The sequence below is a fragment of the Paraburkholderia sp. SIMBA_030 genome, from assembly GCF_046535245.1.
In the GTDB taxonomy this organism is placed as follows: domain Bacteria; phylum Pseudomonadota; class Gammaproteobacteria; order Burkholderiales; family Burkholderiaceae; genus Paraburkholderia.
In genome coordinates this window covers 1-278 of record NZ_JAWRXB010000362.1, presented here as the reverse complement: position 1 = coordinate 278, position 278 = coordinate 1, and the positions used below count along the sequence as shown (strand labels likewise).

The window sequence follows — 278 nt, the reverse complement described above, 5'->3', positions numbered from 1 at the left end:
GATGATTTTTGGCAACATGCTGCCGGGCGGGAAATGCCCTTCCTGCATATAGCGGGTCATGGTGGCAATATCCACCCGATCGAGCGCCTGCTGCTGCGGTTTGCCAAAGTGAATACACACTTTTTCGACGCCAGTGGTGATCACAAGAATGTCGGCGTGAATTTCACGGGCCAGCAGCGCGGTAGAGGGATCTTTGTCGATAACCGCGTCCACGCTTTGGTAATCTCCCGCGTCAGTACGCACTACCGGAATTCCACCGCCGCCCGCGCCAATTACGA

General features: G+C 56.1%; 1 pseudogene. It reads right to left on the bottom strand.

Annotation, left to right across the window (positions count from 1 at the left end):
- Nucleotides 1-278: pseudogene (locus SB772_RS40360) on the bottom strand (carbamate kinase); the annotation flags it as partial.